Source organism: Roseovarius sp. (genome assembly GCF_027019125.1).
In the GTDB taxonomy this organism is placed as follows: Bacteria; Pseudomonadota; Alphaproteobacteria; order Rhodobacterales; family Rhodobacteraceae; genus Roseovarius.
This window is the reverse complement of sequence record NZ_JALUXE010000032.1, coordinates 42,110-56,446: the sequence shown is the minus strand read 5'-3', so window position 1 is coordinate 56,446 and position 14,337 is coordinate 42,110. Positions and strand designations below refer to the sequence as shown.

16 protein-coding genes are annotated in these 14,337 nt (G+C 57.1%); 9 read left to right on the top strand and 7 right to left on the bottom strand.

Features of this window, described 5'->3' with window-relative positions; genetic code table 11:
- Position 1 precedes the first annotated feature (1 nt).
- The 3 genes from MVC20_RS15380 to MVC20_RS15370 are packed head-to-tail and all read right to left on the bottom strand — an operon-like array spanning position 2 to position 1,546.
- A complete protein-coding gene (locus MVC20_RS15380; protein ID WP_297542947.1) occupies positions 2–1,120 on the bottom strand; it encodes a tyrosine-type recombinase/integrase in 1,119 nt (372 codons plus the stop codon).
- Positions 1,117–1,290: a hypothetical protein gene (locus MVC20_RS15375; protein WP_155846068.1), complete on the bottom strand. Its 174-nt coding sequence runs from the start codon at positions 1,288–1,290 to the stop codon at positions 1,117–1,119. Before MVC20_RS15375 ends, MVC20_RS15380 begins: the two co-directional genes overlap by 4 nt.
- A gap of 16 nt (positions 1,291–1,306) precedes the next feature.
- Positions 1,307–1,546 (bottom strand): hypothetical protein, encoded by a 240-nt coding sequence (locus tag MVC20_RS15370; protein WP_297542943.1) that lies wholly within the window; start codon positions 1,544–1,546, stop codon positions 1,307–1,309.
- 142 nt (positions 1,547–1,688) lie between these two features.
- Here MVC20_RS15370 and MVC20_RS15365 point away from each other — a divergent pair, with 142 nt between their 5' ends.
- The 9 genes from MVC20_RS15365 (at position 1,689) to MVC20_RS15325 (ending at position 10,203) form a co-directional block, all read left to right on the top strand.
- Positions 1,689–2,111, top strand: a complete 423-nt coding sequence (locus tag MVC20_RS15365; protein WP_297542941.1) for a helix-turn-helix transcriptional regulator — start codon at positions 1,689–1,691, stop codon at positions 2,109–2,111.
- 3 nt (positions 2,112–2,114) lie between these two features.
- Entirely contained in the window at positions 2,115–2,423 is a 309-nt protein-coding gene (locus MVC20_RS15360; protein ID WP_297542939.1) for a hypothetical protein, read from the top strand.
- 188 nt (positions 2,424–2,611) lie between these two features.
- A complete protein-coding gene (locus tag MVC20_RS15355) occupies positions 2,612–3,514 on the top strand; it encodes a site-specific DNA-methyltransferase (protein ID WP_297542937.1) in 903 nt (300 codons plus the stop codon).
- On the top strand, positions 3,511–3,975 hold the full coding sequence (locus MVC20_RS15350) for a BglII/BstYI family type II restriction endonuclease (RefSeq protein WP_297542935.1): 465 nt from the start codon (positions 3,511–3,513) through the stop codon (positions 3,973–3,975). The genes MVC20_RS15355 and MVC20_RS15350 overlap by 4 nt, the downstream gene beginning before the upstream one ends.
- Positions 3,976–3,987: 12 nt before the next feature.
- Positions 3,988–5,319: a hypothetical protein gene (locus tag MVC20_RS15345; protein WP_297542933.1), complete on the top strand. Its 1,332-nt coding sequence runs from the start codon at positions 3,988–3,990 to the stop codon at positions 5,317–5,319.
- Positions 5,320–5,325: 6 nt separating this feature from the next.
- A complete protein-coding gene (locus MVC20_RS15340; RefSeq protein ID WP_297542931.1) occupies positions 5,326–7,236 on the top strand; it encodes a DEAD/DEAH box helicase in 1,911 nt (636 codons plus the stop codon).
- Complete coding sequence (locus tag MVC20_RS15335) at positions 7,233–8,063, top strand: DUF3883 domain-containing protein (protein ID WP_297542929.1); 831 nt, start codon at positions 7,233–7,235, stop codon at positions 8,061–8,063. Before MVC20_RS15340 ends, MVC20_RS15335 begins: the two co-directional genes overlap by 4 nt.
- Before the next feature lie 200 nt (positions 8,064–8,263).
- Complete coding sequence (locus tag MVC20_RS15330) at positions 8,264–9,340, top strand: DGQHR domain-containing protein (protein ID WP_297542926.1); 1,077 nt, start codon at positions 8,264–8,266, stop codon at positions 9,338–9,340.
- Positions 9,340–10,203 (top strand): hypothetical protein, encoded by an 864-nt coding sequence (locus tag MVC20_RS15325; protein ID WP_297542924.1) that lies wholly within the window; start codon positions 9,340–9,342, stop codon positions 10,201–10,203. Before MVC20_RS15330 ends, MVC20_RS15325 begins: the two co-directional genes overlap by 1 nt.
- A gap of 75 nt (positions 10,204–10,278) precedes the next feature.
- On the opposite strand, the gene MVC20_RS15320 is transcribed toward MVC20_RS15325, so the two are convergent.
- The 4 genes from MVC20_RS15320 to MVC20_RS15305 all read right to left on the bottom strand — a co-directional run bounded on the left by MVC20_RS15320 (position 10,279) and on the right by MVC20_RS15305 (position 14,069).
- Positions 10,279–11,835: a relaxase/mobilization nuclease domain-containing protein gene (locus tag MVC20_RS15320; protein WP_297542922.1), complete on the bottom strand. Its 1,557-nt coding sequence runs from the start codon at positions 11,833–11,835 to the stop codon at positions 10,279–10,281.
- Complete coding sequence (gene mobC / locus MVC20_RS15315; protein WP_297542920.1) at positions 11,829–12,257, bottom strand: plasmid mobilization relaxosome protein MobC; 429 nt, start codon at positions 12,255–12,257, stop codon at positions 11,829–11,831. The genes MVC20_RS15320 and mobC overlap by 7 nt, the downstream gene beginning before the upstream one ends.
- Positions 12,258–12,276: 19 nt before the next feature.
- Positions 12,277–13,128 (bottom strand): helix-turn-helix domain-containing protein, encoded by an 852-nt coding sequence (locus tag MVC20_RS15310; protein WP_297542918.1) that lies wholly within the window; start codon positions 13,126–13,128, stop codon positions 12,277–12,279.
- A gap of 413 nt (positions 13,129–13,541) precedes the next feature.
- Entirely contained in the window at positions 13,542–14,069 is a 528-nt protein-coding gene (locus MVC20_RS15305) for a hypothetical protein (RefSeq protein WP_297542916.1), read from the bottom strand.
- Positions 14,070–14,337 lie beyond the last annotated feature (268 nt).

Below are 14,337 nucleotides of genomic sequence, written 5' to 3'. Positions count from 1 at the left end.
CTCATAAATTATCCTTTCCCTGCTTGGGTTTGGTGTTGGATTTGACGAACCTCTTGGGAAGGTTCGCCAAATTGCGCTCGCCATTGGGGCGGGCGATTAGTTTCTCGATCGCGGAATCGGCCATGCCTTCGCGGCCTGCGGCCTCGGTGTACCGCTGGACCAGGGCCAGCGTTTTGTGGCCTGTGACCGCGCCGATCTCGTGCGCCGTCGCTCCAGCTTCGGCCAATCGACGCGCACAGGCCTTCCTCAACCCGTGGGCAGAACACTGGGGCAGTTTCGCGTCTTCGGTCCAACGCTGCATGAGATTGCCCAGACCGCCTGCGGAGCGCATCGTGCCTTTCTGGGTGGCCAGGAAGGGCCGGTCCTTCGGCAACTTGTCCAGAACCTCCGCCAGGTCCGGGTGGATTGGCACGGAAACCACCACACCGCCAGACCGCTGCGTCTTCTGCCGCCGATACTCGATCTTGCCGTTGCGGACGTTCTTTGGCCCCAGCTTCACCGCATCGACCCGCGCCGCGCCAGTGTAGAGCATCAGCGACACCGCCGTATGCGCCAGCGTGCCGGGCTTGTGGACCTTGAAAAACTGCGCCAGCTCGTCCTCGTCCCAGGTGTGGAAACCGTCACCGCCCACGCGAAACGGCTTCGTTGCCCGCGCCGGGTTGTCGCCGCGCCAGTCCAGCGTGATTGCGAAATCCATCAACTGGATCAGCCGTTTGCGAAGGTTGTTTGCCGCTGTCGGTGTTTCGGCCTTCTCCGCCAGGATCGTCTGGACATGCCGCCGCTGCATTAATCGCACCGGCTTTTGGCCATGCTCCTCCCGGAACTTCTCGACGATCCCACGATAGACCTTCTGCGTACTGGGCGCGAGATCGAGGAACTCGGGCGAGCGATACCAGAGCGCGACAAGCTGGCTGACACTGTAGGGCTTCGTCCGGTCCGCCCCGATCAGCCCGCGCGTCTTGTGGCCATTCACCGCGTCCTCATAGCGCCGGACAAAATCCTCCGACCCGTAATCGCTTCCCAACTCCGCCGAAAACCCACCCTTCCGGAACCGCCAACGCCGCTTCCCGTGTCGGTCGAAATAGGCCGTCGCGCCGGGAAACTGCTTGCGGCGTTTCACGGGCGATCCCACGGGTTGTTGACCTCGTCGGTCTGTTTCTCGGTGCTGTAGATCACGACCTTGCCGTCGCGGCTGATCTCAGACCGCACGACCGGAATGCCCGCATCCCGGTACGCCTTGAGGTATCGTGTCAGTTCGCTCTGCGTCAGCGTCGCGCGGGGCATGGCCATGGGGTGTCCCTTTCCGTCAGAGGCTGTGGTGCTGCGGCTCACCCAAGGGTAAGCCCGGCTGGTTGCCTTCAGGGCGTTTCACCCTGGTCGCGTTCTTCTGGAACCGCTCCCAGCCGCTCATGGTCAGAAGCTTGGTTTTTGTGGAAATCTCGACGAACTCCAGCCGTCCATCGTTCATCAACGCGCGAACTTGCGCAGCGCTTAATCCGACAAGATCACCCAGCTCTTTTGGTGAAAGCAGTTTTTCCTGTGCCAAAACCCTCTCCTTTTCGTAAGGTAGCGCGAATCGGGTTGAATGCGCTCATGCGCGATGGTCCGATAACGAAACACAACGAACAACGTTCATTTGTGCGTATAGCATTCAAATGAACGCAACTGCAAGTGGATTGCTGTCGAAAATGGCGGATCGTCCCTATGACTACCTGAGCGCCCTCGGCGCGCGCATCGCGATTGCGCGCAACGAGTTGGGCATGTCGCAGGCGAAACTGGCTGAAGCACTCGGAATCTCACTGCGCGCTTACCAGAGCTATGAGCTCGGCAAGCGCTCGATCCCGGTCGAGGCGCTGGTCGAAATGCACCGAAAATTCGAAGTGGACCTGAATTGGATTTTGTTGGGAGTTGAAGCTGTACGAATGAAACATGACATTGCCGCCCTAGAAGAGTTCGAGGTCGCGCTGGACAGGTACCTGTCTGACAGCGGCACAAAGCTGAAGAGCGAAAAGCGCGGAGCGATTGCCGCGCGTTGGTACCGGTCCTTTCTGGAAGGAAAAGAGATCGCCATGGACGACGTCCACACCTGGATCGAATTGTTGAAGGAGTAACGAATGGACCTGAGACAACCTGAAACCTGGCAGCGCCACCAACTGGCGACAACAGAACGCATGCAGGCGGATATCAGCCGCTACACGCGCCCTGTTATCAGCGCCATGGGCATCAGTTCGCTGTCCTACCTAATGACTTGGGGGCCGCTTGTTGCCTTCTGGGGCGTTAACAATATGCCATGGCTGCCGCTCCTCGCGACGGCCTTGTCAGCCTGCATTGTGACTCTGACCGCCCCGGCCTTCGCCCTGGCAGTAGGGATTGAGGGCTATTTCATGCGTCGATTGCGCGCTCTAGAAACGGTAGCCCCATGAAGGAGAGGGTTGCGGCGCTGCTGTTTTGGTGATGCCCGTTGACTCTTTCAACGGCGATAAACGGGTGCTCACTTTTGGCGCGACATACAGGGTTGCCCCACGCAGCAGCTACCAGATATCGTAGAGCTAATGCCGAGTTTAACAAAGTGCCGCATCGACTGATCGGCCATAATAAAGAGATACAACCGATGGCTCCAAAACAATCGTTCGCACTTCGCAACTTGAGTGGACAAGAAGGCGCAGACATCCATCGGCTTGAACGCGATGCGAAGACCGAGATCGCCTGTGAGCACAATCTTAGGTTCATGCGACGCCTACCGGACGAATCCATGAGCCTGATTGTGACCTCTCCACCCTACAACATAGGGAAGTCCTACGAAAAACGCACCTCTCAGGAAAAGTATGTCGAGGACCAGGCGGCCTGTATCGCGGAAGCCGTGCGTCTGCTTGCGCCAAATGGATCTATCTGCTGGCAGGTTGGTAACCACGTTGACTCGGGCGAGATATTTCCATTGGATATTTTGCTCTACCCGCTATTCAAGAACCACGGCCTACAACTTCGCAATCGAATTGTCTGGACTTTTGGCCATGGCCTGCACTGTCAGAAACGCTTTTCGGGTAGGCACGAAACAATTCTCTGGTTCACCAAATCTGAGGAATACACGTTCAACCTCGATTCCGTCCGCGTTCCGTCGAAGTACCCGAATAAGAAGCACTTCAAAGGACCGAACAAAGGCGAGCTTTCCAGCAATCCCCTTGGAAAGAATCCGTCAGATGTTTGGGATATTCCAAACGTAAAATCTAACCACGTAGAGAAGACAGATCATCCCTGCCAGTTCCCCATTGGGCTGGTGGAGCGCTTGGTCTTGGCTTTGACGAACGAAGGTGAGAGCGTCCTTGATCCATATCTGGGCGTGGGTTCCTCAGCGATTGCGGCGCTTAAGCATGGCCGTCACGCCTACGGCTGCGATCTAGACAAAGGCTACATCGATATTGCTTGGGATCGGATTCATCAGCTCCGTGCAGGTACGCTCAGAACCCGCCCGATGAACAAGCCTGTCTATGACCCCAACGCAAAGGGGGACGCATGAAGCTTGCCTATACCTATGATGATCATCACTCGGCAGGTGCCGAATGGGAGCGTCGGGAGCTGAAGGAGTGGCTCACAGACGTATTTGAAGCGCCCGCCGTCAAGATTGAGCCGCGCTGTACGCCGCAGATTCGAAAGCACGTCGAAACCGAATTCTTGAACGAGGGCTGGGCGCTAAACGTCAATCTCGATCAAGCGCATGGACTCAGCGTTTTTGCCATGCAGGACGATCTGGCTTTTCAGCTTCAGACTGGAAACATGAGCCGAGCACCGTATGATCTTTTGAAGCTGCAGTATCTGTTCCAGAGCGAGCGTATTGAGGCCGCCGCTCTCGCGTTGCCAACGAAGGAAGCCGCCAAAGTCATCGGAGATAACATCGCCAATGCCGAGCGCGTCATAAAGGAGCTGGAACTATTCGACCGCGTGATCACCGTACCGATTCTCGTCGTCGCTTTTGAGTAATAGGTAGTTGCCATGACTTACACGATTGATCTCAAACCCCGCGCCGAACGCGAAGCAATGATCGCCAAGCGGCTTGAAGCCTCCAATGAGTTCGGCGAGACGATCTACGACTTCCGCAGCGGTTCTTTCACTCCCAAGGTGATCTCGTTGCCGATAGAGGTGCCTGTGTACCGGATGGAAAACTGCCGCACATTTAGCGCGCAGCAGACCGAAATCGCGCGTGAAGGCCGGGCGAAAGACTTCTTTGAAAAGGGACAGGAACTCACTACTGCGCAGCAGGCGCAGCATGAGATACTCGCCAAACTCGCCAAACAAGGAACCGAATCCGTTACCCCCATCATCTCGGTTCTTGAGAAAGACGGGCAGCGTGAGACAATTCTCATCACCAGTACGGGTGTGGTGGTCAACGGCAACCGCAGACTCGCTGCGATGCGCGAACTCAAGACCCACAAAGACGGCTCGGTGGATAAACGTTTCACAAACATCAAGTGTGCCGTCCTACCGTCCGACGTCACGCGCGATGAAATCGATGACATTGAAGCTGATCTTCAGGCGCGCCCGCAGACCAAGCTCGACTATGACTGGATCGGTGATGCTAGGCTGATACGTCGCCAGGTCGGCAAAGGTAGATCTACTAAAGAGGTCGCCGACCGCCTGCGCCGCAGCAAACCTGACATCGAAAACGTCCTTCAAGCGCTCGACGAGGCGGATCTGTACTTGAGCGAGTGGGTTGAAAAGCCTGGTGAGTACGACCTACTCCAAGAAGGGCAACAGATATTCGGCGATCTCCCCAAAGCCATCGCCAAAAAGGATGTCAATCTCCAGAACGCCAGCCGCGCAATTGCCTGGTCGATCTACGAGAACCGCGACAAGATCAGTGGGCGCGTCTACCGCCTCAATGCCGCTTTCGGCAAGCTCGCGCCAAAAGTCTTGGAAATCCTTGAAGATAGGCTCGACCTACCTGTCAATGACGATGACGAAGCCTTCGATGATGACGATTTCGCCATTGACATCGATGATGACGGCACCAGCAAAGACTACACTCCGATAATCGAGGCATTGCGCGACGAAGGCGATGATGAAGATAGGATCACGACGCTGATTGATGCCTGCGAAACTGCTATCGAACTCGACAAAGGACAGAAGAACGAGGAGGCGGCGCTAAGGGCCCTGGCGCAGGTCAATTCCAAGGTGACTGGAATCGATATTAGTGCAGCGGGAACTTCGACACTGCCAGCAATCCTCAAACATATCGGCTCGATCCGCAAGAACCTCGACAAGATCGAGACGTCCGTGAAGGCTCGCCAAGACGACGGCGCGACTGACACGAATGGGGAGGAGTAAACCTGCGTGAGCGATTCCCCGACTGCCGTTTCCATACGGTATAACGCCGATCACACTGGCACTTTTTCCGTGCCTGAGGACGCGCTCGAGACCCCAATCTGGTCGCGTCTGAAGCTGGCGATCCGCACCAAGAAGCTCGACCACACCCTTTCTGGGAACCAGATCAATATCTCATGGCCAGATACGCTCAGTGTGGTGCGCGAGCTTGGCAGCAAGTCCAACCAGAAAAGCCTACATTTCCGCTTCAGGCCCGAAAGCGAAGCGGCAGTCAAGCTCCGCGCCTTCGCAGCGCAGATCAAAAAAACGCGTGAACAGCGTGGCGAGATCACTGAAGTTCTCTCGCCTGAAGAGATCAACGAAAAGCTAAAGACGATGGGCTTCACCAAGCGAGAGCTTCGCGACTTCCAGCTTCGCGATCTCTCTCACCTTCTCGCCTTGAGCAATGGCGCGAATTTCTCCGTGCCTGGCGCGGGCAAGACCACCGTCACATTCGCACTGCATATGTTGACGCGCCAACCAGGTCAGCATTTCATCGTTGTTGCTCCGAAAGCCGCCTTCCAAGCGTGGATGGACATCGTTGACGAGTGCATGGACGATGATGCGCATGACGGTGGGGCAGAGCCCTTCACCCTTCTGGTTGGCAGTGAAGACGAAAACCGCAAGGCGCTTCGCTCCGGCGAAACACGATTCATCATTTCCTATGACATGGTGATCCGTCAGCAAGGAATGCTAGCTGCGCACTTCGCCACCACACCAACCCATCTTGTTCTAGACGAAGCACACCGCATGAAAGCAGGCTGGCAGTCGCAGCGCGGCGCATTCTTCTTGCGCACCGCCGATGATCCCGTGCGGCGCGATATCCTTACCGGAACGCCCATGCCGCAGGCAGCGTCCGACATGGAGTCCCAGCTTGACTTCCTGTGGCCAGGCCACGGCTACGGCCTCGAAATCTCGCATGGAAAATCCCCGCGCGAGGTGCTCGGCAATCTCTATGTTCGCACGACCAAGTCTGAGCTTGGCCTTCCACCCGCCGAGCGGCATTTCATTGATGTCGGCATGGATTCAGGACAGCTCGCGCTTTATTCCATCGTCCGCAACGAGTTTATTCGCGACTACTCCAAGCAATTATCGCGCGGCATGGGTGATGCGCAGCTCTTGCGAGCGCGGCGCTCTGTGATGCGCCTTCTACAGCTCTCCATCAATCCGGCCCTAGCGCTAAGCGCGATGGCGAACGACGACGTAAAAGTAGACTCGAATATTGTCGATCTTGTCCTCGACGAAGGCCATTCCGCCAAGATGCGAGCGGTTATGGATCACGCCTATGCTCTCGCTAAGGAGGGCAAGAAGTGCGTGATTTGGACGATTTTCACCGACACGATCCATAGCTTTGTATCGGCTCTGGCCGATCTCAACCCCGTCTATATCCACGGCGGTGTACCGTCTGGTCTTCCCGACGACCCTGAAAGTAGGGAGGGGCGCATACGCCGCTTCCACGAAGATTCAGATTGCTATGTTCTTGTCGCCAACCCTGCAGCCGCGGGCGAAGGGATCAGCCTTCACACCGTATGTCACAACGCGATCTATGCCGACCGCAGCTACGTCTCGACGCACTATCTTCAGTCTATCGATCGGATTCACCGCCTAGGCCTCGGCCCTGACGAAGAAACCCATATCCATATCTATCGCTCGAAAGCGCCTCCAGTAATTGGCAGTATCGACATGTCGGTGAGCCGCCGCCTTGTCGAGAAGATTAGAAATATGCAGCAGCTCCTGGACGATCCCGATCTCCACGAGATTGCCTTTGACGAAGAAGAAGCCGCAGACCCACTCGATTATGATGTCGAACTCAAAGACGTTATCGACCTCATCGCAGAGCTGGAGGGTACCGCGCCAAAGGCTCCTTCGGAGGAAGTATGAGCGGTGCGATCTCGACTGAGCGGCTGTTCTCCTTGCCCTGTTTCGAAGGACTGCGCCTGTTCAGAAGATACATGGCCGATCACCCCGATCTGGCGATCCCTGATCTTCTGACCTTGATCGATCAGGTCGAAGCCGACGCGCACAGCCTTGATATGGAGGCCTCGGTCTATCTCTCTGAAATCGTCGAGAAAGACTGCCCGCTCGATGGCCACGCATTCTACCAGAACTGCATCAGGGGCGTTCTCCTTAAGCAGCAGCCGATCTGGGCGAAACTCATGCGCCAGGGTCGTCAACGCTTCGTCAATAAGCTTGATCCTAACGATCAGGACATCTTTGCTGCCGCTGGCCTGATGGAAAGCCCAACACCCCTTCATGTCGTGACTTGGTGGGACTCGGTCTCAGGCTATGCCCGCCTTCTCACCGATCAGGAAAAGATGGAACAAGGCCGCGCTGCGGAGATACTGACGCTGGAATATGAGCGCGAGCGCCTCAAAGAAATCGGCATTGATCTCGAACCCGAGTGGCCAGGCTTTGATGATAACTTTGCTGGATACGATGTCCTTTCCTACGATCACAGAACGGGCGGAATTGCGAACCGGCTGATCGAGGTCAAGTCCACCACGATTTCACCGATGCGATTTATTGTGACGCGCAATGAGTGGAACAAGGCTGTTCAGGCTTCAGACGCCTACCTCTTTCACATTTGGGATATGAACGCAGCTAAGCCAGTTTTGCACACTCGATCGGTTGCTGACATTGCTCCGCATATACCAGCGGACAACGGAAAAGGATCTTGGACGAATGCCCAAGTTCCTGTCACTTCATGATAGAAAGAGATATCCCATTGGTCGGTAGAGCAGGCCCTTAGGTTTCATGCAAAAACCGCCCTAAACACCTGACAAGAAGCTGTTTCTTGAAAATGAAGCCGCGAGCCAATGGCACTTGGAACACCATGGCGCTATGATGTGCTAACAACTGGACGGCAGCCGCCGTATAGTGGGCGGGTTAACCTATACGAGGTATTCAAATGGCGAAGAAGCCTTCGAGACAAACTGGCAAAAAGACAGGCCGGCTAGTCAAGGAAATTTCGATTCCCGCGATGAAATTGAGCCAAGGAGCTCGGGCGCTTTATGTATTCAAGCTTAAGGCTTCTGAACTATGGGGAATGGTTTCAATCAATCGCCGAAATCCGGATAAAGACGAGGGCTACCAAAGGGTTCTACCGAATAGTCGCGTCAAATCGCTTTCTGGATACATTCAGGAGGGGCATCCCATCCCCAACTCTGTAGTACTGAGCTTTGACAAGGCTACATTCGATGAGAAGTCAGGCGAACTAAAGATTCCTGCTGGGAAAGACGTCGGTTGGGTCATTGATGGACAACATCGGTTAGCTGGTGCTCATGAAGCATTCAAGGAATCCGGTACAGACTATGACCTACCTGTCGTAGCATTCTCGGGGCTCTCTGAAGAGGCTCAGGTCGAGCAGTTCATCACCATCAACCGTGAAGCAAAAGGTGTGCCAAGTTCGCTGGTTCTCGATCTGTTGAATATGATCCCGAAAAAGAAGCCGTCGGACCTGGCAAATGAACGTGCTGCCGACATCGCCAAAGAGCTTCGGGATGACAAAGACAGCCCGCTTTTCAATCGAATTGTCATAGATGCTCCATCTAAGGGTCAGATATCATTGACAAACTTTGTGCGCAAAGTTACGCCTCTAGTGCACCAAGAGAATGGCGTCTTGAAGTCCTTCACCTTCGAGGAGCAATCAAAAATACTGAAGAACTATTTCTGGGCTATAAAGTCTGTTTTTCACGACGAGTGGACTCAAACAAACAGCATCTTCCTGAGAACAATTGGATTTGGGGCGCTGATGAATGTTTTTCAGCGAGTCTTTGATGAAACCAGCCGCCGTTATTCATCGTTTCAGCAACAGGATGTCGTGCGCACTTTGAAACTAGTTGAGGGCTTTGATTTCGGACAATGGTCAAGCCACGGATCAGGAACGAAGGCCGAAAATGACGCGGCGAAAGACCTGTTGATCGACTTTGACCGAGCAATTCAGGCCAAAGAAGAGGACGGCAAGTTCAAGAAAATGAAACTCTGATGTCTTGGACGAGAGCCACCGATAAAAATATTTTCGGGCGCAAGCACGCGGATGTCACGGCGCGTTGGGACGCGGTTTACTCAGAAGCAGCGGCAGATGAAGTATCGCTTCAAGACTATTTAGCCGAAATCTGGGAGCCAAGCTCAATTGATCCATCCTTACCTGGACAGTACTTGAATGCGCCTGGCGTTGAAAGCAACGCCCTCAGCGATCTCATAAAACTCAAACTGAAGGCGGACATGGCTTGGGAGAGCGCCGGTGTTCTCTTTGACTCCGGGCGCGTAAGCTGGAGCACTGTGGACGCTCACCATGCCTCAGTCTTGTACGCGAAATACGTGGCTGGCGTCTGTGGCGTTTTCGTTATTCGGCATGGTGAAACTTGGCATTTTGTTGATGTTTTTCCTGATCTTAAGTCAGGGAATCGAAAGCGAGAAAGTGCTTTTCGCCAACACACGCGCGGCATGCAGAAACCCGTAACCGTTGTTTCAAACAAAAACTACAAAGTAGATCAGCAGCATGTTTGGGATCTGTTCCAGCGTATGATGAGGATATTGAACACTGATCGGCTGGATCAAAGGGAACAGACTTGGATCCAGAACTTCAAGTTCAAGGGGTATCAATCTGTGAGAAATCAGATTTTTTACACTAGCCACTATTGGCCGGAGAGAAGCGACCTAGCCACAACTATGGCACCTGCTTGCTCGATGGAACTGTCTACAGAAATAGAGGATTTTCACGAGAATGTTTGGGTGAACTCGGAAGCCCGAGATCACGTCCTCTTGTCTATTATGCGCAACATCAGTGAAAAGATGTCTCCGGACTATTTGAAGCGACCAACAATACAGAACAACATTGCCGCCTAGCATTTGCCAAACTTGAGTTTGGCAAACGGCTCCGATTTGCCAACCTGCAGCTTGGCACCAAATGGGCTCCAAATCTCAATGCGTCAGCCCCCGGTCCATATCCCGATCCCGCGCCTCTAGCTCCGTCTCAGCCACTCTTCGGCGTCCCTCGCTAAGCTCAAGCTCTCGTTCAACTTCGCGTCCAGCGCGTTGTAGGTGGCCTCTTCGCTCAGCAAGCCACGCAACGCCTGCATTGACGCGATCTGCGAGCGTATGAGCAACGTCGCGCAGCCCGCGATACCATCCAACTGGGTTTGCAGCCTCTTCGTCGAGCGTGCCTCTAACCCGTTCAATTCCTGCGCTGAGATTTCGCAGGCCGTCACCAACCGCTCGACGCAGGCGAGCAAGTCGCGTTCCAATGCTGTCAGGGGCGTCGTCATTCATTTCTCCTCGATCTTGATGCAGATGACCGGCGTCCCGGCCAGCGTGCAGGTCTTCAGCTCGGTCCTGTCGGGGTCCAGCGTCAGCCAGGTCTGTTCTCCCTGCTCGATCCGCGTCAGGCCCAGTTCCGTCAGCTCCGAGCGCGTCAGCATTGACGTCCAGAACCAGCTCGCGGCCATCATCGAGGCGATCCCCGTCACGATCAGCCCCGAGATCAGCCAGGGCGAGATCGTCAGCCAGTGCCTGATCTGCTCGGTCCGGGTCTCGAACAAGCTCCTGTTCTCGTTCAGGAAGTGGCGCGTATCGCTCTCGATGGTACGCCGCGCGTCTCTCGCAATGGTCGTCAAATCGGTCCTGAAGCTCTCCAATTGGGATGCCATCGAGGCGGCGTAATCCTGACGTATCGTGTCCAGCTCCGCGTTCAGCTTCTCGCTCAGCCGGGTCGGCTTGCCAGTCTTCATGGAAAATCTCTCCTTTCAGGCGCCAGCGTTCGCCGGTCTCGGGGTCTTGCGCGGTCAGGTAGGCTTTGCCGACGCGCGGCAGGTCGAAACCCGCATCGGCAAGGGCGTCGAGCATGCTGGCGCGATCCTCGATCAGACCCACAGAAATCTGATCGAGGATCCACGCATGCAGCTCGTCGCGGCCCTGGGCGCGGGTGGGGGCCTCGATGGTGTCGCGCGCCTCCTGGGCGCGCTCCAGCTCCATCGGGTCGGCCCAGCCGTGGCGCTGATTCATCAAGTCGCGCAGGCTGTCATAGGCGTCCTGGTAGCCGGGTGGGGCGATGTTCAGGCTGCGCCCGGTGGTCAGCTCCAGGCGCGGGGTGCAGAAGTGCAACTCGACGCGGTCCTCGTGGCTGTGACGGACCCAGAGCATGTCGTATTGCTCACCGTCCAGCCCGGCGAAGGCCAGTTGCTCGAAAGCGTCCATGACCTCGGCCTGCTGCGCCTCGTTCGGCGCGTCTTCGGCGGCAAAGCTGATCACGCCCGCGCGGTAGGTCCATTGGTGGCGGCTGGCGTCAATCAGGGACTCGGTGCGGCTGGGATCGCCGCGCAGCACCTCGGGCAAGGGATCGCGCGTGACCATCAAGGGCTGGCCATCGGCGTCACGGACCAGGTCGCGATTGCCGTCATAGGCCAGCACGCGCTCGGCCACGAGATAGCCGACCGGACCAGCGCCCGCGCCCTTGCCATTGGGGAAGAACTTGATCAGCACCGCCGCGCCTCTTCGAGGAGCTGGGCCAGCTGGCGTTCGATCACCAACAGGCGACGCGCGACGGTCAGACTGTCGAGGTCGGTGCGGCCGACCAGCATCGCGCAGTTGAGCCAGCGGGCGATCTGGTTGAGGTTGCCGCCGATGCGCCCGACGGCCAGCACCAGCGCCGGATCAACGCGAGGGATGGGCTTGCGTCGGCGCGCCTCGGTGAGGCCAAGCGCCTCGCGCAAGAGCGTTGCGGCGGGCAGACCTGCGGCCTCGGCCTTGGCGCGCAGCTCAGCCTTCTCGGTGGCCGTGCAACGGAAGACAAAGGTCGCCGTCAGCGGCTCCTTTGCGCGGGCTTTTCCCGCGCCGGTGGGGTTCGAAGGGGAGGCTTGCCGCCCCTCGCAAGGTCCCGTGTCAGCAGCGCCAGCGTATGACATGGGTCGCCTTGCTGTTTCCTCAGACCGCATGGCGGTTCTCATCCACGGTTGGGGCAAAATCCTGCGTCGAACGCGATGCAGTCTGCATCTGACGCGGTGCAAAGGACGTGATGCGGGGTGCAGAGGGCGCGGCGCATGCGCCATCTTGCGTCTGACGGATGACATCCCGCAGAAGACGCAACTGCGCCTGCCATTCCGCGCTGTCCACCGGGGCTGGTGTCCGTGCCGGTAGCCAGAAGCCCAGGTGATGCTCATGCGGTGACAGGGGCAGGCTGCGTTCCAGCGTGGTCATTCCTTCCCGGGCCAACCGTGCATCCCAGTCCCGGACAAAGCAGATACCCCTCGGGACGAAGACCAACTCCGAGCGCGTTCCGCCGGATTGCCCTTCATCGGGCAAATCCGGCGCGGACGCGCGCCCTCGTTCTTTTCTAAGTTCTTGTTCTCTGTTCGGGGGGCGATCCTGTCCCCCTTTGATGGACAACTCTGCCCCGCTTTGCGGACAGGATTGTCCCCCTTTGGCGCGGCTAAGCGGGACAACCTTGTCCCCCTCCCGGCGGCGATCCGTGGCCCGTTTCAGGGCCGCTTCGGTCGGGCGGTAGCGCGAGGATTTCCCCTTATTGGTCCCGCGCTCCACGGTCATGTAACCCGCCGCCTCGACCTTGTTTAGCGCGCGTTTGACCGACTTAGCGTGTTTGCCGATGGCCGCGCCGATGGTCTCGAATGAGGGGCGGCTCTCGCCGGTCTCGTGGTCGGCATGGGCTAGTGCCAGGTAGAGGGCCACGCGCAAGGCGTTGTCGTCCAGGTCGTGGTCCGTGACCATCTCCAGCAGGTATTGCAGCTTGATTTTGCAGAAGGGCAGAACCTCAGACATCAGCGCCTCCCGCGATTGCGATCACGGGCGCGATCTGGTATTCATCTCTCGCAAACTTTTCGATTTGGCCGTTGACGCGGGTGCCAGCCCAGTCAGCGGCCTTTCGGTTTCTGGGACTCCTGAAACGGTTCGCCAGAGGCCCGAAAAGCCCAATCAAATCAAGGGGCGTGGTTTTCCGGTTCGCCAGCGCAAGCCATTGATTTCCCTCACCCCGCACAGTCCTGCACGGCTCACCACTACTCTGAAAATGGGGGCAGCAATCCCGATGCAATGCGCCGTTCGATGCGCGTGCGTTGCACTGAGTCGTCAAGAGCGGCGACCGTCAAGTCGCCGCCCTCTTTTGTTCATGGGCCTATCGGCTCAGGCTGGGGCGCAGAGCGGTGCCGCGCCCCAATTCGCCGTCATAAACCGGATCAATCGTCCAGACGTTCGACCACGGTCGTTGCATAGGCATCGACCAGCGCCGCGTAGAAATCGTCCTGCGACGGCGTGATCGTGACCCAGCCTTCGGGAGCCGGGGTTTCGCCCGCGACAGCCGTCATCTGCAACGCATAGCTGCCGATCTGTTCATCGGGGTCCTCCAGACGGTCGGCGCTGACGGCAACGGCATCGTTGAGCCCCTCAAAGGTCGAGACGGTGCCCTCCAACTGGTTGAACTCGCCGGTATCCGGCAGGATGGTGTCACCATCAATCGCCACCTTGTTGATCTCGACCACGATTCTCGGTGCGTCGGCGGCATCGTCCAGCGTCACTTTCGACGCGATGGCCGTGGCCAGATCGGCCTCAAGTGTGGGCCAGTATTTCAGCACATTGTTGCCTTCATAGGCGCTCAGATCAACCGTAACGTCCAGACCGGACAGGGTTTTTTCCATCGCAGCAACCGGGCTGACAGCAGTCAAGGTCAGCCCCGTGCAAAGGGCCGTGCTCAGAAGAAGTTTCATTTTAAGAGCCTCCGATATGAGTTCGTATCTGTTCCGCATCGCGCGGTGACCCGACGGGTCGGTGACACGCACGCCCAAGCGGCGTGATGTGCTCTTAGAACGCCCTCACCTCTGGTATGGTTCCCTGAAATCCCTAGATTCCCAGAGCGGCCAACACGGCCCGATCCCCGGCTCACATCCGGAACAACAAGAAGTTCAAGACGTTATCCTTAGGGCAAAGGACGGAAACCAGAGCAGGAGCACGGGGCGGGAAATGCCAAGGGACAAG